The following is a 16,770-nucleotide window of genomic DNA, read 5'->3' on the forward strand; positions in this document are numbered from 1 at the left end:
GGGTCCCCCGTTCTCGGCACTCACGCGCCGATTCGACACTCGAGGGCTGGGAGCTGGGGCGACCGGCGAAGGCCCGCGGTGCTCAGATCTCGGTGTGGCCGAGCTCGGGGGCCGCGAGGGTGCGGACGGCGGCATCCGTGAATGTCTCGAACTCGAGCACGACGACCTCGTTCGCACCGGCCCTGGTCACGGGAGCGGGCACGATGAGCGTGCGCTGCGGCCCGCGGCGCCAGTAGCGCCCGAGCAGGAAGCCGTTGACCCAGACCAGGCCCTTGCCCCAGTGCAGCGTGTCGAGGAAGAGGTCGGAGGGCGCCTCGAGGTCGAGCACCGCCCGCGCGAGCACGGGGCCGGCGAGCGCGGGAGCGAGGTGGGCGGCATCCGCTGGCGATGTCGGCTCGGCCGTCGCGGTCGCAGTCGGCCGCGCTGCCGGGGCCGGCTGCGACGCGGCGACGTCCGGCACGCGGTCGAGGTCGATCGGCCGCACGCCCCAGTCGGCGAGCGGCACGCCGTCGAGGGCGACTCCGCCGATGAGGCCCTTGTGCTCGCCGAGGCGGGCGCCGTAGTCGACGCGGCCCTGGTCCTCGACGACGAGCACGAGCTCGCCCCGAGTGTCGGGCAGTGCGATCGAGCGCTCATGCGCGTCGCGCGACATGACGCCGACGGGCACGCCGTCGAGCAGCACCCAGGCCCGGTCGCGCACCTCCTCGCCGACGGTGAGCACGCCGGGGCCGCCGCGGTCGAGTCGGGTGCGGAACACCGCCACGCCGCGGTCGTGCGCGAGCTCGTCGAACGTCGGCACCCGGTCGTGGCGCAGCTCCTCGCCGAGCACGTCGGCCGCGCTGAGCAGCGACGGGCCGACCACGAGGGGCGCCTCGAGCACGGGCGCCGGCGCCGCCGCATCCGGGACCTCGTCGGGTACGGGCGCATAGCGCGAGATGACCTCGCGGAACGCCCAGAACTTCTCGGTCGGATGCCCCGCCTCGTCGAGCGGCGCATCGTAGTCGTAGCTCGTCGTGATCGGCGCGTAGCGGCCCTTGTCGTTGGCGCCGTTCGTCAGGCCGAAGTTCGTGCCCCCGTGGAACATGTAGATGTTCACCGAGCCGCCCGCGGCGAGGAGCAGGTCGAGCTCATGGGCGGATGCCGCGGCATCCGTGGTGTGGTGGTGGGATCCCCAGTCGTCGAACCAGCCGCACCAGAACTCCATGCACACGAGGGGGCCGGTCGGCTGGAACTCGCGGAGCGTCTCGAGGCGTTCGAGCGTGCGCGAGCCGAACGAGCCGGTGAGGTGCAGGCCGGGCAGGCTGCCGTCGGCGAGCATCTGCGGCGTCGGCTGGTCGATGGTCGTGAGCGGCACCGTGATGCCGGCCTCGCGCGTGACCCGCACGAGCTCGGCGAGGTAGGCCTTGTCGGAGCCGTAGGCGCCGTACTCGTTCTCGATCTGCACGAGCACGACCGGGCCGCCGGCGTCGACCTGCCGGGGGGCGACGATCTCGTACACGTTGCGGAGGTACTCGCTGACGGCCGCGACGTAGCGCGGCTCCGAGCGGCGGATGCCGACCTCGCGGTCGCGGAACAGCCAGGCGGGCAGGCCGCCGTTGTCCCATTCGGCGCAGATGTACGGGCCGGGGCGCACGATCGCGTGCAGGCCCCCTGCGGCCACGAGGTCGAGGAAGCGGCCGAGGTCGAGCCCGCCCGCCGTCGTCCACTCCCCCTGCCGCGGCGCGTGCTGGTTCCAGGCGACGTACGTCTCGATCGTGTTCAGCCCCATGAGCCGCGCCTTGCGGATGCGATCGGCCCAGAGGTCGGGGTGCACCCGGAAGTAGTGCAGCGCGCCCGAGAGCACGCGGTGGGGCGCTCCGTCGAGCTCGAAGTCGGTCTCGCCGATCGCGAAGCGGCTCTGAGGGGTCACGGGGCGTCCGTCCTGGATTCGGCCGGGCTGCGCCGGCGGCGGTGATGCGGTCGTGCGGTGATGCGGTGGTTCGATCTGCGGTGGTGCGGTCGTGCGGTGGTTCGGGGATGCGCTGGAGATGCGCGGGGCCGGCCGGCGCGCCGCCGGCCGGCCCCGCGATCCGGCTACTCGCCGACCGTGAAGCCCTGGTCGTTGCCGTACTGCACGAGCTGGTCCTGCCAGGCGGCGAGGCCGTCGTTCAGGTCCGCGTTGTTCGCGTACGACTGGCCCACGGTGTCGCCGAAGATGCTGTTCGCGTACACCTGGTAGGGCAGGTACGACCAGCCGGTCGAGACGTCCTTCGAGGCCTGCGTCAGCACCTCGTTGATCTTCTGGCCGCCGAAGTACTCCGACTCGAGGTTCACGAAGTCGGGGTTCTCGAGGTCGGCCGTCGTGGCGGGGAAGCCGCCGCTCGCGAGGAAGACCTCGATCGAGGCCGGGTCGGAGTTCAGCCAGCGGAGGAACGCCGCGGCGAGCGCCGGGTTCTCCGACTGGGTGGTGACGGACTGACCGCCGCCGCCGTTCTCGGCCGTGACGGGCGTGCCGTCGTACGTCGGCATCGGTGCGACGCGCCAGTCGCCCGCGGCATCCGGAACGCTCGACTCGAGCACGCCGGGCATCCAGGCGCCGGTCACGAGCGTCGCGATCGAGCCGTCGCCGAGGCCCTGGTACCACTCGTCGGTCCAGCCGGGCGTGGTCGAGAGCAGCTTGCCCTCGACGAGCTCGTTCCAGACGCCGGTCCACTTCTGCGTGCCCTCGTCGGCGAGGTCCACGGTGATGTCCGTGCCGTCGATGCCGAACGGGCGGCCGCCGGCCTGCCAGATCATGCTCGTGGTGAAGCCGGCGTCACCGGTGTCGGCGGTGATGAACTTCGTCGGGTCGGCGGCGTTCAGGTCCTTGGCGGCCTGCACGTACTCGTCCCATGTGGTCGGCACGGCGATGCCGTACTGGTCGAACACGCTCGCGTTGTAGAACAGGGCCATGGGGCCGGAGTCCTGGGGCAGGCCGACGAGCTTGCCGTCGACGTTCACGGCTCCCCAGGTGGACGCGCTGAACTGGTCCTCGAGGTCGCCGAGGCCGTAGGCGCTGAGGTCGACGAGCGACTCGGACAGCGCGAACTGCGGAATGGCGTAGTACTCGATCTGCACGACGTCGGGGGCGCCCGAGCCCGCCTTGATGGCGTTCTGCAGCTTCGTGTACTCCTCGGTGTTGGTGCCGGCGTTCACGAGCTCGACGTCGACGTTCGGGTACGCCTCCTCGAACGCGGCGACCTGCGCCTCGGCGCTGGGGGTCCAGCTCCAGTACGTGAGCTCACCGCCCTTCTCGAGGGCGGCGTCGAGGTCGGAGGCGGAGCCCGAGCCCGCCGAGCCGCCGTCGTCGCCCGACGAGCAGGCGGCGAGCGTGCCGATGAGGGCCGCGGCTGCGACGACCGAGAGGGTCCGCCTGACGGCGGAGCGAGCGTTGCTCATGGTGGTTCCCTTCACTTCGTTGTGTCTTCTGTGTGTGCCATGCGGTTCCGGGGCAGGACGCTCCGGTGAGCGGATGGTGCGGGTCGTCGCGTCGACGTCGTGCGGTGCCGCTCGGTCACTGCTTGACGCTTCCGGCGCTGAGCCCCGACTGCCAGAACCGCTGCAGGCCGAGGAACGCGACGACGATCGGGACGATGGTCAGGAGCGAGCCCGTGATCACCAGGTTGTAGATGGGCTGCGCGCTGACGCCCGTGGCCTGCGCGCTCCACTGGTTGAGGCCGACCGTGAGCGGGTACCACGTGGGGTCGCTCAGCATGATCAGCGGCAGGAAGTAGTTGTTCCACGTCGCGACGACGGTGAACAGCAGCACCGTCACGATGCCGGGAGAGAGCAGCCGGATCGAGATCGTGAAGAACGTGCGGAACTCCCCCGCACCGTCCATGCGCGCCGCCTCGAGCAGCTCGGTCGGCACCGAGTCCACGGCGTAGACCCAGATCAGGTAGAGCCCGAACGGGCTGATGAGCGACGGGATGATGATCGCCCAGGGCGTGTTCGTGAGGCCTAGCTGGCTGAACATCAGGAACGTCGGCACGGCGAGCGCGGTGCCGGGCACGGCGATCGCGCCGAGGACGACGGCGAACACGGCGCGACGCCCGGTGAAGCGGAACTTGGCGAGGCCGTACCCCGCGAGCGTCGCGAGGAGCGTGGCGCCGCCCGCGCCGAGCACGACGTAGAGCAGCGTGTTGCCGAACCAGCGGAGGAAGATGCCGTCCTTGTAGGTCAGCGTCTCCCAGATGTTCTGGAAGAACACGAAGTCGTCGTCGAACCAGAGCCCGAAGCTCGAGAACAGGCCGGCCTGCGTCTTCGTGGAGTTGATCACGAGCCAGACCAGCGGCACGAGGCTGTAGATCACGAAGATGCCCATGAGCAGGGTGAAGGCGACGGACTTGCGCGGACGCAGCGGCGAGGCGAGCGGGCGGCGGGTCGGGCGCCGGCGGGACCCGCGGCTGCCGCCGGCGGCATCCGCGGTGGTCATGACCTCGGTCATGGTGCTCACAGCTCCTCCTTTCGAGAGCCGCGCAGTTGCACGACGTAGGCGATGACGGCGGTGAGGACGCCCATGACGATCGCGACGGTGGCCGAGGCGTTGTACTGCTGGCCCGCGAACGAGAGGTTGTAGGCGTACATGTTCGGCGTGAAGTAGGTCGTGATGATGTTCGGCGCGAGCGTGCGCAGGATGTTCGGCTCGTTGAAGAGCTGGAAGCTGCCGATGATCGAGAAGATCGTCGCGATCACGATGGCGCCGCGCAGGGCCGGCAGCTTGATGCCGGTGATGACGCGCATGGGTCCCGCGCCGTCGAGTTCGGCGGCCTCGTAGAGGTCGGTCGGGATGACACGGAGCGCCGAGTAGAAGATCAGCATGTTGTAGCCGACGAACTCCCACGTCACGATGTTGCCGATCGAGACGAGGATCCACTCGCGGGCGAACGGCGTGAGCACGGTCGAGCCGAGCCAGTCGTTGATGTTGGCGGCGAGGCCGAAGTTGTCGCCGTAGATGAAGCCCCACATGAGCACCGCGACGACGGCCGGCACCGCGTAGGGCAGGAAGATCACGATGCGGAAGAAGCCGGATGCGTGCAGGCGGGCGCTGTCGATCGCGAGGGCGGCGACGAGCGCGAGGCCGAGCATCACCGGCACCTGGACGAGCAGGAACAGCGTGACGCGGCCGAGGCCCTCCCAGAACTGCGGGTCGACGAAGAGCGCCACGTAGTTCTCGAATCCGACGAACGCGTTGCCGCCGACCATCTGCTCGCGGAACAGGCTGAGGTAGATCGAGTACGCGACCGGCGCGATGAAGACGAGCAGGAACACGACGAGGAAGGGCGCCACGAACGCGAGGCCCTTCCACTCGCTGCGGGAGCGGCCGCGGGCTGCGCGGGCGCCGCGGGTAGCGCGTGGGCCGCCGCCTGCACCTCGGCCTGCACCACGGCCTGCGCCGGGGTCGGATGTCGCGGCTGGACCCTGGGGTGGCACCACCGCTGGGGACGTCGTTGTCATGGATCTTCCAATCGGGGAAATGTTTACGTCAACATCTCGCGTGGACACCGTAGCATGTTGACGTGAACATGCGCCAGTCTTCAGGACGAGCGCCACGAAGGAGCCGCAGATGACGACCACCACCGGCCAGGTGCCCGCCACCGCTCGCCGCCGTGCACCCTCGATGGCCGATGTCGCCCGCGAGGCGAACGTCTCCGGCCAGACCGTGTCCCGCGTCTCGAACGGGCGCGACAACGTCGACGCCGCCACGCGCGACCGCGTGCTCGCCGCCATGGCCAAGCTCGGCTACCGGCCGAACAGCGCCGCGCGCGCGCTGCGCACGGGCCGCTTCCGCAGCATCGGCGTCATCATGTTCACCCTCTCGAGCTTCGGCAACATGCGCACGCTCGACGCCATCACCACCGCGGCGACCGACGCCGGGTACTCGCTCACCCTCATCCCCGTGCCGCACCCCACCAAGGGCGAGCTCTCGGTCGCCTTCGACCGGCTGGCGGATGCCGCGGTCGACGGCGTGATCCTCATCATCGAGGCGCACCTGCTCGACGAGTCCGACGTCGAGCTGCCCGGCGGACTCCCGGTCGTCATCGTGGACTCCTCGGGCGACGAGCGGTTCCCGGCCATCGACACCGACCAGGCGCACGGAGCCCGGCTCGCCGTGCAGCACCTGCTCGACCTCGGCCACGAGACGGTCTGGCACATCGCCGGGCCGGGCCGCTCGTACTCCGCCACGCGCCGGCGGGAGGCCTGGGCCGCGACGCTCGCCGAGCACGGCGCCGAGGCGCCGCCTGCGCTCGAGGGCGACTGGTCGACCGAGTCGGGCTACGAGCTCGGACTCGAACTCGCCGCGAACCCCGCCGTCACCGCGGTCTTCGCTGCGAACGACCAGATGGCGCTCGGCGTGCTGCGCGCCATGCACGAGAGCGGCCGGGCCGTGCCCGGAGACGTGAGCGTGGTCGGCTTCGACGACATGTCGGAGTCCAGCAGCTTCTGGCCGCCCCTCACGACCGTGCACCAGTTCTTCGGCGAGGTCGGCCGGCGCTCGGTCGAGGCGCTGTTGCACGAGGTCGAGGTCGGCGAACGGCGCGACGACTCGCTCGTCGACGTCGAACTCGTCGTGCGCCAGAGCACCGCGCCGCCGCGCGCGTGAGGCTGCGCGACGCCAGCCCTGCGGCATCCGCCCGCTTCCCGCGACGGTTCGCGCGTTGGAGGCACGATGGCAGGCGTCCTCCAACCCGTGAAGCGTCGCGGGAGCGAAACGGTGCGGGTGAGTCGGCGCGCGGCCGCCGGGCGCGCGCACCCGCACCGGCGGCATCCGCTCCGCCCGGCGGCATCCGCTCCGCCTGGCGGCATCCGCTCCGCCCGGCGGCATCCGCTCCAAGCCATGCATCGGCTCACGGCGCCCCGTGCTTCCACGACGAGCGCGGACGCGAATGGTCATCTCACGGCCCCATTGGCGACCATTCGCGACCGCGACAGGTGCCTGGGGACAAGTGCGCGTGCGCGACAGGCGCCCGGGAACGTGCGCGTCCACGCCAAGTGCCTGGGGGGAACATGCGCGTGCGCGACATCCCGCTCGTCGAGGCATCCGCAGTACCGGTCAGGCGGCTCCACACTCGGCAGGCTCGACCGCGCGATCATCGCGCGGGGCTCGGGCGGCGCGGGAGGGCGCGCGATCGGTCAGGCGGATGCCGCGTCGGCGGCCCTGCGGTAGCGGTCGGCGTAGACGCGCAGCAGGTCGCGCAGTTCGGGCGGCGACTCGACCGTGAAGTCCATGCCGAGCATGCCGATGTAGGCGGCGATCGTGTCGAGACTGTCGGCGCCGGTGAGCAGCACCGATTCGTCGGCCGAGACCTCCTCCACGATGCCGACCGCGGGGTGGATGCGATCGAGCACGGCGGATGCCGCGGCAGCGACCCGCAGGCGGGCGTGCACGTTCCAGCCGCTGACCGCGACCTGGCGCATCGTGAACGCGGTGTAGTCGCCGCCCGGCACGAGCCGCGGCTCGAACCGTCGGCGGGTGGGCATCCGGGGGCGCATGCGGTCTGCCCGGAAGACGTCCCACTCCCCCGACTCGGGGTCGCGCGCGACGACGTACCACCGGCGCAGCCAGGAGAGCAGGCGGTAGGGCTCGACGAGCCGCGGCACGTCGTCGCGGTCGTCGTAGGCGTAGTCGAACCGCAACCACTCCGCCGAGCGGATCGCGGTGGCGATCGCACGCAGCACCTCCGGATCCACCTCGGGGTCCGGGGCATCCGTGTCGTTGTTCCCAGGGGCCTGGTCGATGACGCTGGCGACCGCCTCGACCATCGGCCGCAGCCGGGGCGGGAGCACCTGCTCGAGCTTGGCCAGCGCGCGGCGGCTCGATTCGCCGACGCCCGCGACGCCGGTGGCCGCGCGCAGGCCGATCGCGACCGCGACCGCCTCCTCGTCGTCGAGGAGCAGCGGCGGCAGGCGTCCGCCCGCGCCGAGCCGGTAGCCGCCGATCGAGCCTCGCGTCGCCTCGACGGGGTAGTCGAGCGCGCGGAGGCGTTCGACGTCGTTGCGGATGGTGCGGGTGCTGACGACGAGGCGTTCGGCGAGCTCGGGCCCGGACCAGCTCGGGCGCGACTGCAGCAGCCCGAGCAGGGCGAGGAGGCGGCCCGCGGTTTCGGTCATGGACGTCGCCGATTGCGCAGACGGAGTTCGATCATCAGGAACGATCCTTTCCGCTATCGACCGTACCGTCGAAGACATGACCAACGCCAGCGCAGCCCAGACCGACATCCGCCCCTTCATCGTCGAGGTGCCCCAGGCCGACCTCGACGACCTCGCCGATCGCCTCGCCCGCACGCGACTGCCGCAGGCAGCCCCCGTCGACGACTGGACGACCGGCACCCCGAACCACTACCTGCGCGACGCCGTCGAGCAGTGGAAGTCCTTCGACTGGCGCGCCGTCGAGGCTCGCATCAACGCCGTCCCGCACTTCATCACCGAGGTCGACGGCCAGCCGATCCACTTCATCCACGTCGTCTCGCCGCATGCCGAGGCGACGCCCCTGCTGCTCGCCCACACCTACCCCGGGTCATCCGCCGACTACCTCGACCTCATCGACCGCCTGGTCGACCCGGTCGCGCACGGCGGCCGGGCGGAGGATGCGTTCACGATCGTGATCCCGGATGCCCCGGGCTTCGGGTTCTCCAACCCGGTGCGCGAGTCGGGGTGGACCATCGCCCGAGTCGCCCGCGCCTACGACGCCCTCATGCGCCGCCTCGGCTACGAGCGGTACGGCGTGCACGGCTCCGACAACGGCGCGATGGTCGCCCGTGAGCTCGGACTGCTCGAGCCGGAGGGGTTCCTCGGCCTGCACGTGCTGCAGCTGTTCTCGTTCCCGTCGGGCGACCCGAGCGAGTTCGAGCGCCTCGAGCCCGCCGACTACGCGGGCCTCGAGCACATGCAGTGGTTCCAGAAGGTCGGCGGCTACAACACGATGAACGCCTCGCGGCCGCAGACGATCGCGGCCGCCCTCAGTGATTCGCCCGTCGGACTGCTCGCCTACAGCGAGCTGTTCGAGTCGTTCGGCAACGGCACGTCGAAGGTGCCGCTCGACGCGATCCTCACCGCCGTGAGCATCACCTGGTTCGCGAACGCCGCCGCCGGCATGAGCCGGGCGTACTACGAGAACGCGCAGGTCGAGGAGGAGCCCGCCGTGAACCACGCGCCAACGGGCGTCGCCGTGTTCGCGGACGACTTCCAGACGATCCGGGTGTTCGCCGAGCGCGACAACGACGCGATCGTGCACTGGAGCCGGTTCCCCGAGGGCGGTCACTTCGCCTCGCTCGAGGTGCCCGACGTGCTCGCGGGGGACATCGCGGCGTTCTTCGCCTCGCGGCGCTGACGCGGTCGGGGCCGCGCGGGCCGGCGGCAGCCATCGCCCGGCCCCCCCGCCCCGCCCCGCCCCGCCCGCCACGGCACGCCGGGCAACACTCCGCGAGCGGTCACGTTCTGTGGTCTCCACACCCTCGGATGCCGCAGAACGTGACCGCTCGGTGGTGCGCCCACGGCGCGTCGCCTCGGCGGGGCGGCGCCGCGCGGGCGACGCGTCGCCCCGGCGGGGTAGAACAGCGCAGGTCGGGGCAGGACGAGGCGGGCGCGACGCCGACAGCACCCGTCAGGCGAACAGCAGCGGCAGCAGCTGGATGCCGATGGCGCTCGCCATGAGGCGGTTCCGGCGGTCGCTCGTGAGCTGCCCGACCCAGTCGAAGCGGCCGAGATCGACGAGTTCGACGAACGTGGCCGAATCACCGCCGCGGCGGTGCACGCCGTACCCGACGCGAAGGCCGTCGTAGTAGGCGGCGTTCGCGAGGGCCTCGCGCACGATCTCGACCCCCGGCCAGGCAGCTGCGATCGCGGCGGCCACCCGATCGCCGAGCACGGCGTGTCCGTCGTCGGCGCGCACGATCGCCCGCGGCCGATCGCCGGCGCCGAGACCCGCTGCGGCCGCCGCCTCGAGCAGCCGCCGGTAGGCACCGAGCTGGCGCATGACGGCCGCGACCTCGAAGCCGTCGTCGGCACGCGCGCGGCCGGCGTCGGCCATCGCGAACATCCGGAAGTGGCGCGTTCGGGCACGGCCGGCCGGCGCCGGCTGCATCCGCAGCGTCTGGTGCACGGTGCAGAGGCGCACCTCCTCGTCGGGCGAGCGCCGAATCCGTGCCGCCGCCTCGAGCGCCAGGACGTTCGTGGGATCCGACACCACCTCGACCGGCCGGATCGTCGACAGCACGCGGTCCTGCGAGGTCGGCCCCAGCACGGAGGTCGCCCCGAGCGGCGCGACCGGCGAGAGGAGCAGCGCCTCGTGGTCGGATGCCGCGGCGAGCGCGAGCGCGTCGAGCGCCACGCTCGTGCGCAGGTCCACGGCCGACGGGACGACGAGCGAGTCGTCCGCCCACTGCGCGAGCAGCTGCGCCGGGCGGCGGCGGGACGCGGCATCCCTCGCCTCGACGAGCAGCTCTCCTCGTCGGTCGTGCACGGGAGGGTCGGATGCCGCGGAACGGTCGTCGTCCATCGCCCCATCATGCCGCGCGTCGGGCTCGCCATCTCGCCCGGATCGGCGCCCGAGTGCCGAATCGGCCGCCACGTGCCGAATCGGCGCTCGGGAATCCGCACTCCGGCGCCGAATCGGCACTCAGGGGCCGACGCGAACGCCCGCACGCGACGACAGCTCAGTCGCGCGCGGCGAGCTCCAGCGTGTAGAAGACGCTGTTCGGATCGAGCGCGTAGTCGCCGAAGGGCGGGCACTCGACGAAGCCGGCCTTCTCGTAGAGCGAGCGGGCGGGAGCGAAGAACGGCTCGGTGCCCGTCTCGAGGCTGATGCGCGCGTACCCTCGGGCTCTCGCTTCGTCGAGCACGTGCTCGAGCAGGCGTCGTCCGAGGCCACGACCGCGGGCCGCGGCATCCGCTCGCATCGACTTGAGCTCGCCGTGGTCGGGCGCGAGCTCCTTGAGCGCGACGCAGCCGAGCACGTCCTCACCGTCGGACACCGCCCAGAACGTGACGGCGGAGTCCGACAGGCCCGACACGTCGAGGGCGTGCACGCTCTCGGCGGGCGAGGTGGCGTGCATGTCCGCGAGGTGGTCCTCGAGCAGGCGCAGCACGCGCGGGTCGGCGAGGTCTCCGGGGGCGATCACGAGTTCGGGCACCGGAGAATTCTCACAGCCGGATGAGTCGGCCAGGTTACGCCTCGCCTGCGAGCGCACTCCTCCGCTCCAATGACGGAGCCGACGCCCCGCCCGCCGCCACCGCCGCCACCACCGCCGCCGCCGCCGAGCTCACACCTCGACGGCCACCCCGTCGGTGAGCCACCTGGCTCGATCGTGCACGGATGCCTCGGCCCCATCGATCGCGTCGCGGAGCCCCTGCTCGCCGTCGACGAAGTGCGACCACCCGTCGTAGTGCGCGAACACGGCGACCCGAGGGGCCGCGACGCCGACGAGCTCGACGGCCTCGCGACCGGTCATCGTGAAGCGCAGCGGGCCGGTGATGCCGAATCGCACGCCGCCGACGTTCGCGAGCAGCACGTCGACGTCGAGTTCCTCCGCCGTGCGGTGCAGCGCTGCGAAGGGCACGGTGTCCCCCGTGATCCAGAGCGCCACGCGCTCCTCTCCCTGCCGGCGCACGGCGAACCCGACGACGTCGCCGACGATCGCGCGGGTCAGCGGCGGACCGTGCCGGCACGGCGTCGCCGAGATCACGAGCGTGGGCAGGCCCGGCCGAGGCGGCGGGAGGGTCACCGACTCCCCCGGCACGAGGCCGTGCAGCCGCGCGGCCTCCAGCGAGGGGGCCAGCCGGCCGGCGCCGCTCTTCGTGGTGAGCACGGCGCCGGCCGACGGCAGCATGGCCCGACCGGCGTCGTCGAGGTTGTCGGCATGATGGTCGTGGCTGACGAGGGCCACGTCGATCGGCCCCAGCTCGTCGACGGTGAGCGCGGGGTCGCCGGTCTTCGTGGAGCCCGTGCCCCAGCCGAACTCGTAGTGACGCCCGGCGCGGTCGAAGGTCGGGTCGACGAGCAGCCGCCACCCATCGAGGTCCACGAGCACAGTCGGCCCGCCGATGCGCGTCAGCTTCATGGTCGCGAGACTATGCCCCGCCCGGCTCGCCCCGCTACGCTCCGGCCGCGACGGAGGATCGCGCGTGGGCGAGCGCCCAGTCGAGGGCGTGGTCGGCGACCTCCTCCCAGCCGGGCTCGGCGCAGATCCAGTGCGAGCGGCCCGGGAACTCGACGTACTCGGTGAGCGCGGGCGACTTCGCGTAGTGCTTGGCGTTCGACCTGTTCACCGACGGCGGCATGATGTGGTCCTTCTCGCCGCCGATGAACAGCAGCGGCGCGCGGTCGGCGGCGTAGTCCACCCAGGTCTCCTGCTTGCCCGGCGTGAAGTTCGCGAGCAGTCCGTAGGCCCAGATCCAATTGCCCGGGGCGGGGATCGTGAACTCCTGCCACGCGGCATCCGAGTCCTCGCGCGAGAGCGTGTTCGCGAACGCGTAGTGGAACTCCTCCGGGGTGAAGGCGACGGCCCGGTGGAGGTTCGCGGGGTTCTTCAATGCCGGGAACAGCGACTTCGCCTGCGAGAGCGGCGTGACCCGCACCCCCTCCGTCGGCGCCGAGTCGACGACCACGCCCGCCGCGCCGAGCCCGCGGGCGAGCAGCAGCTGGGTGAGCGTGCCGCCGAACGAGTGCCCCATGATGATGGGCGGCGTCGGCAGCGCCTCGATCTGCGCGGCGAGGTGGTCGACGGTCTCGGGTACGGTGAGCTTCGCGATGACGTCTGGGTCCTCGCGCAGCGCCTCCACCTCGACCTCGAAGCCCGGGTAGGCGGGCGTGAGCACGGTGTAGCCCTGCGCCTCGAAGCGCTCCTTCCAGCCCCGCCAGCTGCGCGGGGTCATCCAGAGGCCGTGCACGAGCACGATCGTGTCGGGGGCGGCGGGGTCGGGCGCAGGGGGTGGTGTCTGGTCGGTCATGGCGTGGTCCTTTCGTCGAGGTGGGCGGTGCGAACGAGCAGGGCGAGCGGATGCGGCGAGGCGGGCCCGCGGCATCCGCTCGGTCAGGAATCGATGAACGCGAGCAGGTCGGCGTGGAGTCGCTCGCGGTCGGTGTCGGGCAGGCCGTGGGCCCCGCCCTCGTAGACGAGCAGCGTGGCCCCGTCGATGAGGTCGGCCGAGCGCTCCCCGCCCACCGCGAAGGGGACGATCTGGTCGTCGTCGCCATGGATCACGAGCGTCGGCACGTCGATCTTCGCGAGGTCGGGCCGGAAGTCGGTGGCCGAGAAGGCGGCGATGCACTCGTAAGCCGCTCGGTGCCCGCACGCCATGCTCTGCAGCCAGAACGCGTCGCGCACGCCCTGCGAGATGTCGTTGTTGCGGTTGTGGCCGAAGAACGGCCCGTCGGCGAGGTCGCGGTAGAGCTGTGAGCGGTCGGATGCCTCGCCGGCACGGATGCCGTCGAACACGGCGATCGGCAGCCCGCCCGGGTTGTCCTCGGTCGCGAGCATCAGCGGCGGCACCGCCGAGACGAGCACGAGCCTCGCGACGCGGGCGGAACCGTGGCGGCCCACGTAGTGCGCGATCTCGCCGCCGCCGGTGGAGTGGCCGACGAGCGTGAGCTCGGTGAGGTCGAGGTGGTCGATGAGGCACGCGAGGTCGTCGGCGTAGGTGTCCATCTCGTTGCCGTTCCACGTCTGGCTCGATCGGCCGTGGCCGCGCCGGTCATGGGCGATCGCGCGGTGGCCCTGCTCGGCGAGGAAGAGCGCCGCGGCCTCCCAGGCGTCGGCGTTCAGCGGCCAGCCGTGGCTCAGCAGCACGGGCGTGCCGCTCGTGCCCCAGTCCTTGTAGAAGATCTGCGCGCCGTCATCGGCGGTGACGTAGGGCATGGGCGCCTCCCGGGAGCGGGCGAGTCGCGCGGTTCGCGATTCGCGGATGCCTCGATGCTCGCGCCAGGCGCCCCCGAGCCGAACCACGTGGTGCGCGTAGTCGCGAGGTCAGCCCTCGGAGGTGTGCTCGGCGAGCTGCCGTCGGGAGGTGATGCCGAGCTTCCGGAACACCTTGCGCAGGTGGTAGTCGACGGTGTTCGCACTGATGAACAGCTCGGCGCCGATCTCGGCGTTGGTGCGGCCCGCGGCGGCGAGCCGGGCGACCGTCTCCTCCTGCGGGGTGAGGCCGTCGTCGGCCGCGCCGCCCGGCTGGCGGGGCGCGACGCGCTCACCGGTCGCCTCGAGTTCACGGCGGGCCCTGGCGGCGAACGCGGGGGCGGCCACGCGCTCGAAGATGTCCAGCGCGGCACGGAGCTCCTGGCGTGCCTCCCGCCGTCGCTTCATGCGCCGCAACCACTCGCCGTAGAGGAGGTGGGCGCGCCCGAGTTCGCCGATCACGGTGGACTCCGCGAGGTGCCCGATCGATTCGACGTAGAGGGCTTCCGCCTCCTCGTCGGCTGCCAGCAGTGCTGAGCCACGCGCGGCCAGGCCGCGGATCCAAGGCGTGCCCGAGTGGGCGGCGAACTCCGCCAGCCGCGCGTGCGAGGCCCTCACGTCGTCGGCCCTTCCGCTGCGGACCCCCGCTTCGATGTACTCGGGCATCTGCTGGTACGTCACCTGGAGGAACGGTCGCTCGATCATCGGTCGCAGGCGTTCGAAGGCATCGCGGTAGTGCCCGTCCGCGATCGCGCGGACGCTCAGGCCCATCATCGCGATCGTCCAGGCCCCCGCGAACCCGGTGCCGAGCACGGCCTCGGCGATCGCCTCCACCTGCGGGACGGGCGCGCCGGCCCACGCGAGGTAGGAGCCGTTCACGACCTGCTCGGCGTCGTAGCCGATGGCGTGCCGCAGTTCCCGGACGTCGTCGATGTACCGACCGGATGCCGCAGGGTCGCCCCTGACCAGTTCGATGAGCCCGAGCAGCCACAGCACCGTGTCGAGGTCGCGCAGACGTCCTCGCGAACGGGCCGCCCCGGCGATGCGTTCGAGGAGCCTCACGCACGCCTGTTCGTCCCAGAGCGCCATGCTCAATGCGACGCCGAAGGTGCCGATCTCCAGCAGCGCCTCCTCGTCGAGCTCGAACAGCATGTCCAGGGCGTCGCGCATGACGGGCACGGCCTGCTCGTAGGGCAGGAGGATGTGAGCGCTGAGTCCGCGGAGGGCGATGGAGAGCGGACCGCCGGCCACGTCGACGCCGGCCGCGAGACGCTGCCCGAGTTCCGGAAGCGTGACCCCCTCGATCGCCCACTCGACCGTCAGCGTGAGGTCGAACGCCCAGACGAGGGCCCGCTGCTCGAGCGCGGGCACGATGCCGTGGAAGAGCTCGGCCGCCCGGAGCATCGTCGAGGGTCCGGTGAGGATGCGCTCCCGATCGGCGACGAAGATGGCGATGAGCGCTCGGAGCTGGGCGACCCGCCCGGCGCTGACGGGGTCGAGGGCGTCGCCTTCGAGGCGATCCAGGAGCTCGCGCGCCAGTTGGGCGGCGCCCGCGCTCGCCGCGGCCTCGGCCGCCGCGAGGAGTCGCCCCGAGCGGACGGGACCGGCCGGTGACAGCTCGGCCGCCCTGGCGAGGAGGCGCGCACGGGACGCGGTGCCGCCGCGCCCGCCCGCGGCATCCGCCACCGCTTCCAACCGGTCGGCGACCTCGCCGTCGATGCCGACCGTGGCCTCCGCGGCATGCCAGACGGCGAGGTCATGGCGGCCCGCGGCATCGGCGACGCCGCCGAGCGCCGCGTGCACGGCCCGGCGCTCCCCGGCGGGGATGGCGTTGTAGACGGCGGCGCGAACGAGCGGATGCCGGAAGCGCACGCGGTCCCGCACCGTGGCGAGGCCCGCCCGCTCCGCGGGCCCCGGGGCGTCGACCGTGACCCCGAGCACACGGGCGGCACCGTCGATCAGCGTCGGATCGCCGGTGGACTCCGCGGCGGCGATGTCGAGCCAGCGCCGCGTCTCGGTCGGCAGCGCGTCGACGGCCCGGAGGTACACGGACTCCAGCCGCAGCCCGATGGGCACCGGGCCGACGGCGAGCGAGTGGTCGGTGAGCTGTTGCGCCGAGAACTCGAGGGCGAGGTCGATCAGTGCGAGCGGGTTGCCGCCGGTCTCCTCGGCGAACCGGGTGGCGAGGTACGGGTCGACCGGGTCGGCGGCCGAACGGTTGAGCAGGGCGACGGCGGTCGGCGCGTCGAGCCCGGCGAGGTCGAGCACGGGCACGCCGGCGGCCGCCACATCGGCTCTCGGCTCCGGCCGCATGCCGAGCAGGAGCGCGACGGACTCGGCCTCGAGGCGACGTGCGACGAACGCGAGGACCTCGAGCGACTCCGGGTCGAGGAGGTGCGCGTCGTCCACCACGCAGACGACGGGCTCGCGTTCGGCCGCCGCGGCGAGGAGCGAGAGCATGCCGAGGCCGACCAGGTAGCGGTCGGGCGGCGGCCCCGCATCGAGTCCCGCAGCGATGCGCAGGGCGGAGGCCTGCGGGCCGGGCAGGTCGCGGATGAGCGCGGCGAACGGGGTGCCGAGCCGTTGCAGGGCCGCGTACGGCATCGCCGACTCCGCCTCGAAGCCGTCGGCACGGACGACCCTCACCCCGGCGGCCGCGCGCGTTGCCTCGTCGAGCAGCGCCGTCTTGCCGATGCCGGGCTCGCCGCGCACCACGAGCGCGGCGCCCCTGCGGTTGCGCGCACCGCCGACGAGCTCGGCGAGACGTTCGAGTTCGCCGGCACGGCCGAGGAGTGCGGAGGGCGACGTGTCGATGGACAACACGGTAGTGGAGCGCTCTCACGCGGCGCTATGCCCACGT

Annotated in this window: 13 protein-coding genes; 2 read left to right on the plus strand and 11 right to left on the minus strand. The window is 72.2% G+C overall.

Annotated features, from left to right (window positions below):
* Positions 1 to 82 precede the first annotated feature (82 nt).
* The 4 genes from GQQ95_RS15385 to GQQ95_RS15400 form a co-directional block, all read right to left on the minus strand.
* On the minus strand, positions 83 to 1,909 hold the full coding sequence (locus tag GQQ95_RS15385; protein ID WP_157428559.1) for a glycoside hydrolase family 35 protein: 1,827 nt from the start codon (positions 1,907 to 1,909) through the stop codon (positions 83 to 85).
* Between the two features lie 164 nt (positions 1,910 to 2,073).
* Complete coding sequence (locus GQQ95_RS15390) at positions 2,074 to 3,417, minus strand: ABC transporter substrate-binding protein (RefSeq protein WP_157428560.1); 1,344 nt, start codon at positions 3,415 to 3,417, stop codon at positions 2,074 to 2,076.
* Positions 3,418 to 3,532: 115 nt separating this feature from the next.
* The gene (locus GQQ95_RS15395) at positions 3,533 to 4,465 is read right to left on the minus strand and encodes a carbohydrate ABC transporter permease (RefSeq protein ID WP_425482585.1); all 933 of its coding nucleotides are present in this window, start codon (positions 4,463 to 4,465) and stop codon (positions 3,533 to 3,535) included.
* 5 nt (positions 4,466 to 4,470) lie between these two features.
* A complete protein-coding gene (locus GQQ95_RS15400) occupies positions 4,471 to 5,307 on the minus strand; it encodes a carbohydrate ABC transporter permease (protein ID WP_246205580.1) in 837 nt (278 codons plus the stop codon).
* A 277-nt stretch (positions 5,308 to 5,584) separates the two neighbouring features.
* Here GQQ95_RS15400 and GQQ95_RS15405 point away from each other — a divergent pair, with 277 nt between their 5' ends.
* Positions 5,585 to 6,622, plus strand: coding sequence for a LacI family DNA-binding transcriptional regulator (locus GQQ95_RS15405; RefSeq protein WP_246205581.1), 1,038 nt, complete (start codon positions 5,585 to 5,587; stop codon positions 6,620 to 6,622).
* A gap of 530 nt (positions 6,623 to 7,152) precedes the next feature.
* Here the strand turns inward: GQQ95_RS15405 and GQQ95_RS15410 are convergent.
* Entirely contained in the window at positions 7,153 to 8,130 is a 978-nt protein-coding gene (locus tag GQQ95_RS15410; RefSeq protein WP_157428562.1) for a helix-turn-helix transcriptional regulator, read from the minus strand.
* A gap of 76 nt (positions 8,131 to 8,206) precedes the next feature.
* Between GQQ95_RS15410 and GQQ95_RS15415 the strand changes: the two genes are divergently transcribed.
* The gene (locus GQQ95_RS15415; protein WP_157428563.1) at positions 8,207 to 9,349 is read left to right on the plus strand and encodes an epoxide hydrolase family protein; all 1,143 of its coding nucleotides are present in this window, start codon (positions 8,207 to 8,209) and stop codon (positions 9,347 to 9,349) included.
* A 273-nt stretch (positions 9,350 to 9,622) separates the two neighbouring features.
* Here GQQ95_RS15415 and GQQ95_RS15420 read toward each other — a convergent pair whose 3' ends face one another.
* From GQQ95_RS15420 to GQQ95_RS15445, 6 genes are all read right to left on the minus strand, one after another.
* Entirely contained in the window at positions 9,623 to 10,516 is an 894-nt protein-coding gene (locus GQQ95_RS15420; RefSeq protein ID WP_157425846.1) for a hypothetical protein, read from the minus strand.
* Between the two features lie 157 nt (positions 10,517 to 10,673).
* Entirely contained in the window at positions 10,674 to 11,150 is a 477-nt protein-coding gene (locus tag GQQ95_RS15425) for a GNAT family N-acetyltransferase (RefSeq protein WP_246205133.1), read from the minus strand.
* A gap of 129 nt (positions 11,151 to 11,279) precedes the next feature.
* Positions 11,280 to 12,077, minus strand: coding sequence for an MBL fold metallo-hydrolase (locus GQQ95_RS15430; protein ID WP_157425847.1), 798 nt, complete (start codon positions 12,075 to 12,077; stop codon positions 11,280 to 11,282).
* Positions 12,078 to 12,111: 34 nt separating this feature from the next.
* Positions 12,112 to 12,966 carry an alpha/beta hydrolase gene (locus tag GQQ95_RS15435; RefSeq protein WP_157425848.1) on the minus strand — a complete coding sequence of 285 codons (855 nt, stop codon included), beginning with the start codon at positions 12,964 to 12,966 and terminating at the stop codon, positions 12,112 to 12,114.
* An 83-nt stretch (positions 12,967 to 13,049) separates the two neighbouring features.
* Entirely contained in the window at positions 13,050 to 13,874 is an 825-nt protein-coding gene (locus GQQ95_RS15440; protein ID WP_157425849.1) for an alpha/beta fold hydrolase, read from the minus strand.
* Positions 13,875 to 13,982: 108 nt separating this feature from the next.
* Positions 13,983 to 16,730, minus strand: coding sequence for a helix-turn-helix transcriptional regulator (locus GQQ95_RS15445; protein ID WP_246205134.1), 2,748 nt, complete (start codon positions 16,728 to 16,730; stop codon positions 13,983 to 13,985).
* Positions 16,731 to 16,770 lie beyond the last annotated feature (40 nt).

This window comes from Agromyces salentinus, assembly GCF_009749395.1.
Lineage (GTDB): Bacteria > Actinomycetota > Actinomycetes > Actinomycetales > Microbacteriaceae > Agromyces > Agromyces salentinus.